Origin of the sequence: Paracoccus sp. FO-3 (genome assembly GCF_006386455.1) — a bacterium.
Taxonomy (GTDB): domain Bacteria; phylum Pseudomonadota; class Alphaproteobacteria; order Rhodobacterales; family Rhodobacteraceae; genus Paracoccus; species Paracoccus versutus.
Genome location: NZ_VCBQ01000173.1, coordinates 1 through 6,051, shown reverse-complemented (window position 1 = coordinate 6,051; position 6,051 = coordinate 1). Strand labels below are relative to the sequence as shown.

General features: G+C 68.9%; 6 protein-coding genes. All 6 read left to right on the top strand.

The window, feature by feature from the left end; all coding sequences use genetic code 11:
* Nucleotides 1-1,823, top strand: a 1,823-nt coding sequence (nosZ, locus tag FE811_RS25425) for a TAT-dependent nitrous-oxide reductase (RefSeq protein ID WP_140849291.1), incomplete at its 5' end; no start/stop codon positions are given.
* Nucleotides 1,824-1,827: 4 nt separating this feature from the next.
* The gene (locus FE811_RS25420) at nt 1,828-3,159 is read left to right on the top strand and encodes a nitrous oxide reductase family maturation protein NosD (RefSeq protein WP_116220735.1); all 1,332 of its coding nucleotides are present in this window, start codon (nt 1,828-1,830) and stop codon (nt 3,157-3,159) included.
* Nucleotides 3,125-4,024 (top strand): ABC transporter ATP-binding protein, encoded by a 900-nt coding sequence (locus FE811_RS25415; protein ID WP_116220736.1) that lies wholly within the window; start codon nt 3,125-3,127, stop codon nt 4,022-4,024. Before FE811_RS25420 ends, FE811_RS25415 begins: the two co-directional genes overlap by 35 nt.
* Nucleotides 4,021-4,845 (top strand): ABC transporter permease, encoded by an 825-nt coding sequence (locus FE811_RS25410; protein ID WP_116220737.1) that lies wholly within the window; start codon nt 4,021-4,023, stop codon nt 4,843-4,845. The genes FE811_RS25415 and FE811_RS25410 overlap by 4 nt, the downstream gene beginning before the upstream one ends.
* Complete coding sequence (locus FE811_RS25405) at nt 4,842-5,417, top strand: nitrous oxide reductase accessory protein NosL (protein WP_116220738.1); 576 nt, start codon at nt 4,842-4,844, stop codon at nt 5,415-5,417. Before FE811_RS25410 ends, FE811_RS25405 begins: the two co-directional genes overlap by 4 nt.
* On the top strand, nt 5,414-6,051 hold a 638-nt coding region (locus tag FE811_RS25400; RefSeq protein ID WP_255469849.1), incomplete at its 3' end, for an FAD:protein FMN transferase. The genes FE811_RS25405 and FE811_RS25400, both read left to right, overlap by 4 nt.

The following is a 6,051-nucleotide window of genomic DNA, read 5'->3' as shown; positions in this document are numbered from 1 at the left end:
CCACCGCCGCCGGCAGCGGCGCGGCGCTGGCCGCCAGCGGCGACGGCGCGGTCGCGCCGGGCCAGCTGGACGACTATTACGGCTTCTGGTCCTCGGGCCAGACCGGCGAGCTGCGCATCCTGGGCGTTCCCTCGATGCGCGAGCTGATGCGGGTGCCGGTCTTCAACCGCTGCTCGGCCACCGGCTGGGGCATCACCAACGAGTCGATCCTCATCCACGAACGCACCATGACCGAGCGGACCAGGAAGCACCTTGCCGCCAACGGCAAGCGCATCCACGACAACGGCGACCTGCACCACGTCCACATGTCCTTTACCGAGGGCAAGTATGACGGCCGCTTCCTGTTCATGAACGACAAGGCCAATACCCGCGTGGCGCGGGTGCGCTGCGACGTGATGAAATGCGACGCCATCCTGGAGGTGCCGAACGCCAAGGCCATCCACGGCCTGCGCCCGCAGAAATGGCCGCGCAGCAACTATGTGTTCTGCAACGGCGAGGACGAGGCGCCGCTGATCAACGACGGCACCACGATGGACGACATCTCGACCTATGTGAACGTCTTCACCGCCGTCGATGCCGACAAGTGGGAAGTCGCCTGGCAGGTGCTGGTCTCGGGCAACCTCGACAACTGCGATGCCGATTACGAGGGCAAATGGGCCTTCTCGACCTCGTATAACTCGGAGATGGGCATGACCCTGCCCGAGATGACCGAAGCCGAGATGGACCATGTCGTGGTCTTCAACATCGCCGAGATCGAAAAGGCCATCGAGGCCGGCAATTTTGAAGAGATCAACGGCTGCAAGGTGCTGGACGGCCGGAAAGAGGCGAACAGCCAGTTCACCCGCTACATCCCGATCGCCAACAACCCGCATGGCTGCAACATGGCTCCGGACAAGAAGCACCTGGTCGTCGCGGGCAAGCTGTCGCCCACGGTGACGGTGCTGGACGTGACCAGGTTCGACGCGGTGTTCAACGAGAATGCCGATCCGCGCAGCGCCGTGGTGGCCGAGCCGGAACTGGGCCTGGGCCCGCTGCACACCGCCTTCGACGGGCGCGGCAACGCCTATACCTCGCTGTTTCTCGACAGCCAGGTGGTCAAGTGGAACATCGAGGAGGCGATCCGCGCCTATGCCGGCGAGCAGGTCGATCCGATCAAGGACAAGATCGACGTGCATTACCAGCCCGGCCACCTCAAGACGGTGATGGGCGAGACGCTGGACGCCAGCAACGACTGGATGGTCTGCCTGTCCAAGTTCTCGAAGGACCGCTTCCTGAACGTCGGGCCGCTGAAGCCGGAAAACGACCAGCTGATCGACATCTCGGGCGACAAGATGGTGCTGGTCCATGACGGCCCGACCTTTGCCGAGCCGCATGACGCCATCGCCGTGCATCCCTCGATCATGTCGAGCGTCATCAAGTCGGTCTGGGACCGCAACGATCCCATGTGGGCCGAAACCCGCAAGCAGGCCGAGGCCGACGGCGTCAACATCGACGAATGGACCGACCAGATCATCCGCGACGGCAACAAGGTGCGGGTCTACATGTCCAGCGTCGCGCCCAGCTTCTCGGTCGAAAGCTTCACCGTCACCGAGGGCGACGAGGTCACGGTCATCGTCACCAACCTTGACGAGATCGACGACCTGACCCACGGTTTCACCATGGGCAACCACGGTGTCGCCATGGAGATCTCGCCCCAGCAGACCTCGTCGGTGACTTTCGTCGCTGCCAATCCGGGGGTGTACTGGTATTATTGCCAGTGGTTCTGCCATGCGCTGCACATGGAAATGCGCGGCCGCATGATGGTCGAGCCGAAGGCGGCCTGATCCCATGCGCAGCCTGCTGACCCTTGCCCTTGCCCTGCTGCTTGCCTGTCCCGCGCTTGCGGCCGAGCATGTCGTGGCGCCGGGCCAGGGCAGCCTTGCCCAAGCCATCGCCGGGGCCGCCCCCGGCGATGTGCTGCGACTGCAGGACGGGGTCCATGCCGGCCCCGTCGCCATCGACCGGCCCCTGACCGTCACCGGCAGCCGTGCCGCGGTGGTGGACGGGCAGGGACGGGGCACGGTCGTCACCATCGCCGCGCCCGACGTCACCTTGCAGGGCTTTTCCGTCACCGGCTCGGGCATGGCGAACAAGGATCTGGACGCCGGGGTCAAGATCCTCAAGGGCGCCGACCGGGCGCAGGTGCGGCAGTTGCGGCTGACCGGGAACATGCACGGCATTGACGTGCATGGCGGCCGCGACGCCCAGGTCGTCGGCAACGAGATCATCGGCACCCGCGACCCACGCATGAACGAGCGCGGCAACGGCATCTATGTCTGGAACAGCCCCGGCACGCTGGTGCAGGGCAATTCCGTCCGCTACGGCCGCGACGGCATCTTCTCGAACGCCAGCGGCGACAGCGCCTATCGCGACAATCTGTTTCGCGACCTGCGCTTTGCCGTGCATTTCATGTATACCCGCAACACCGAGGTGTCGGGCAATGTCAGCATCGGCAACCACCTGGGCTTCGCCATCATGTTCTCGGACCGGGCGGTGATCCGCGACAACCGCAGCCTGGGCGACCGCGAGCATGGGCTGATGCTGAACTATGCCAACAATGCCGACGTGACCGGCAACCTGATCCGCGGCGGCACCAAGAAATGCCTGTTCATCTATAACGCCCACAAGAACCTGATCTGGGACAACCGCTTCCAGGATTGCGGCATCGGCATCCACTTCACCGCCGGGTCCGAGCGCAACGTGCTGACCGCAAACGCCTTTGTCGGCAATCGCGAGCAGGTGAAATACGTGGGCACCCGCCATATCGAATGGAGCCACGAGGGGCGCGGCAATTTCTGGTCCGACCATCCGGGCTTCGACCTGAACGGCGACGGCATCGCCGACGGCGTCTATCGCCCCAACGACCTGATGGACCATATCCTGTGGTCGCAGCCCGCCGCCGCGCTTCTGACCGGCGCCCCCGCCGTGCAGCTGATCCGCTGGAGCCAGCAGAGCTTTCCCGCCACCCTGCCGGGCGGCGTGCAGGACAGCGCGCCCCTGATGCGACCCCTGACCATCCCCGTCCCGCCCGAGATCGCGGCCTACGAGGCCGAGGTCGCGGGGCGTTGGGCAAAAGGAACCTACGATGACATCGACCCTGACGATCTCACGTCTCACTAAGCGCTTCCAGACCGTCGAGGCGCTGGCCGAGGTCTCGCTGGACCTGGGGCCGGGGATGCGCGTCGCGCTTTTGGGCCATAACGGCGCGGGCAAGTCTACGATGATGAAGATCATCCTGGGCCTGATCCCCTTTGACGCGGGCGAGGTCCGGGTCTGCGGCGCCGCGCCCGGCTCGGCCCAGGCGCGGATGCAGGTGGCCTATCTGCCGGAAAACGCCGCCTTCCACCCGGCCCTGACCGGAGAGGAGCAGATCCGCCACTACCTGTCCCTGCGCGGCGAAAGCCCGCGCCGGGCCATGGAACTGCTGGAGCGGGTGGGGCTGGCCAAGGCCGCGCGCCGCCGCATCGGCACCTATTCCAAGGGCATGCGCCAGCGCGTCGGCCTGGCCCAGACGCTGATCGGGCGGCCGCGGCTTCTGGTTCTGGACGAGCCGACCTCGGGGCTCGACCCGGTGTCGCGGCGCGACTTCTATGCGCTGCTCGATGGGCTGGCGGCCGAGGGGGCGGCGATCCTCTTGTCCTCGCATGTGCTGACCGAGGTCGAGGCCCGCACCGACCGCATCCTGATCCTGTCGCAGGGCCGGCTGGTGGCCGAGGGCACGCTGGCCGAGTTGCGCCGCCGCGCCGCCCTGCCGGTGGGGCTGACCGTGGTCCCGGCGCCCGGCGCGGCCGAGGCGCTGGCCGCCGCGCTGCCGCAGGCGCGGCTGGCGGGGGACGGCACGCTGCACCTGGCCTGCGCGCAGGACGAAAAGCTGGGCCTGCTGGCGCGCATCGCCGGGCTTGGCGGCCAGGTCGCGGACCTGGACGTGATCCCGCCCAGCCTCGAGGACATCTACAGCTATTTCAGCCGGAGGGACGGGCAATGATCCGCCGCATCCTTTCCACCGCGGCGCTGGAGTTCCGCATCGCGCGGCGCAACCGCTGGGTCGCCATCGCCACCGCGCTGATGGTGGTCTTTGCGCTGGTGCTGGCGGCGGCGGGTGCCGCGCCCACCGGCGACATCGGCGCCGACCGGCTGTCGGTCGTCGTCGCCTCGCTGACCTCGCTTGCCGTCTACCTGGTGCCGCTGCTGGCGCTGCTGATGAGCTTCGATGCCGTCGCCGGCGAGGTCGAGCGCGGCACCTTGCCCTTGCTGCTGACCTATCCCGTGGCGCGGGCCGAGGTGCTGGCCGGCAAGCTGGTCGCGCATATGGCGATTCTGGCGCTGGCGGTGGGCGCGGGCTACGGCGCGGCGGCCCTGGCGGCGGTCTGGAGCGATCCGGCCTCGACCGCGGGGCTTCCGGCGCTGTGGCGGCTGATGTGGAGCTCGACCCTGCTGGGCGCGACCTTCCTGGGCGCCGGCTATGCGCTGTCCAGCATCGCGCGCCGGCCCTCGGGCGCGGCCGGGCTGGCGGTCGGGCTGTGGCTGGGGCTGGTGGTGCTTTACGACCTGGCCCTGCTGGCGCTGATCGTCGCCGATGGCGGCGGCGGCTTCACCACCGAGGTGCTGCCGGTCGCGCTGCTTGCGAACCCGGCCGACGCCTTCCGCCTGTTCAACCTCTCGGCCGCCCAGGCCACCGCCGCCGCTGCCGGCGTCGGCGGGGCCGCCGCGACCATCCCGCTTTGGCAATCGGCGCTGTCGGTCCTGGCCTGGCCGCTGGCCGCGCTTGGCCTTGCCATTGCCGCATTCCGAAAGGTCACGCCATGAGACATGCGCTGCTGCTGGTGCTGCTGCTGGGCCTTGCCGCCTGCCGCGAGGAGGTCGCACAGGACACCACGCCGGTCGAGATGAACGCCCAGACGCTGGGCCATTTCTGCCAGATGAACCTGCTGGAGCATCCCGGCCCCAAGGCGCAGGTGCATCTGGAGGGGATGCCGGGCACGCCGCTGTTCTTCAGCCAGGTCCGCGACGCCATCGCCTATGCCAGGATGCCCGAGCAAAGCCACCCGATCCTGGCCATCCAGGTGAACGACATGGGCGCGCCCGGCGCGACCTGGGAAGAGCCGGGGCAGGGCAACTGGATCGAGGCGAAGGACGCCTTCTTCGTCATGGGCTCGGTCCAGGTCGGCGGCATGGGCGCGCCCGAGGCGGTGCCCTTTTCCAGCCGCGAGGCCGCCGATGCCTTCGTCGCCGCGCAGGGCGGGCAGGTGATGCGGCTGGACGCGATCCCCGACGAGATGGTGCTGGCGCCCGAGGAGACCGTGCCCGACGGCAGCACGGAAGCCGATTTCATCAACCGCCTGCGCGCGCTGAGCCAACCCAAGGAGCCCGCGACATGAGCCTGTCCCGCCGTCGCTTTCTGACCATCACCGCCGCCGTGGCGCTTGCGCCCGCGGCCCCGCGTGCCCAGCCCGGCCGGCATTGGGTCGGGCAGGCGCTTGGCGCCCGCGCCTCGATCCGCATCGACCACCCCGAGGCCGAGGCGATCACCGCCCGCTGCCTGGCCGAGATCGACCGGCTGGAAGGCATCCTCAGCCTCTATCGCCCCGACAGCGCCCTGTCGCGGCTGAACCGCGAAGCCGCGCTGGAGGCGCCGCCCTTCGAACTGCTGGAATGCCTGTCGCTGGCCGGCACGGTGCATCGCGCCAGCGGCGGGCTGTTCGACCCGACCGTGCAGCCGCTCTGGTCGCTCTGGGCCGAGGCCGCCTTGGCCGGCCGCCGCCCCACCGCGGACGAGCGTCGCGCGGCGCTGGCGCGCACCGGCTGGGAGCGGGTGCGGCTGGACGCGGCGCGCATCACGCTGGAGCCGGGGATGGCCCTGACGCTGAACGNGCGTTGCCGCGCTGCTCGAGGCCGAGAGGCTGGGCGACATCCTGATCGACACCGGCGAATTGCGCGCCCTGGGCAGCCGGCCCGACGGCACCGGCTGGCCGGTGCGGCTGGCCGAGGGCGGCGCGGTGGGCCTGCGCGGCC

Excerpts from the sequence above, each read along its gene's own strand:
- FE811_RS25420 (WP_116220735.1), top strand. The coding sequence starts at position 1,828 with ATGCGCAGCCTGCTGACCCTTGCCCTTGCCCTGCTGCTTGCCTGTCCC.
- FE811_RS25415 (WP_116220736.1), top strand. The coding sequence starts at position 3,125 with ATGACATCGACCCTGACGATCTCACGTCTCACTAAGCGCTTCCAGACC.
- FE811_RS25410 (WP_116220737.1), top strand. The coding sequence starts at position 4,021 with ATGATCCGCCGCATCCTTTCCACCGCGGCGCTGGAGTTCCGCATCGCG.
- FE811_RS25405 (WP_116220738.1), top strand. The coding sequence starts at position 4,842 with ATGAGACATGCGCTGCTGCTGGTGCTGCTGCTGGGCCTTGCCGCCTGC.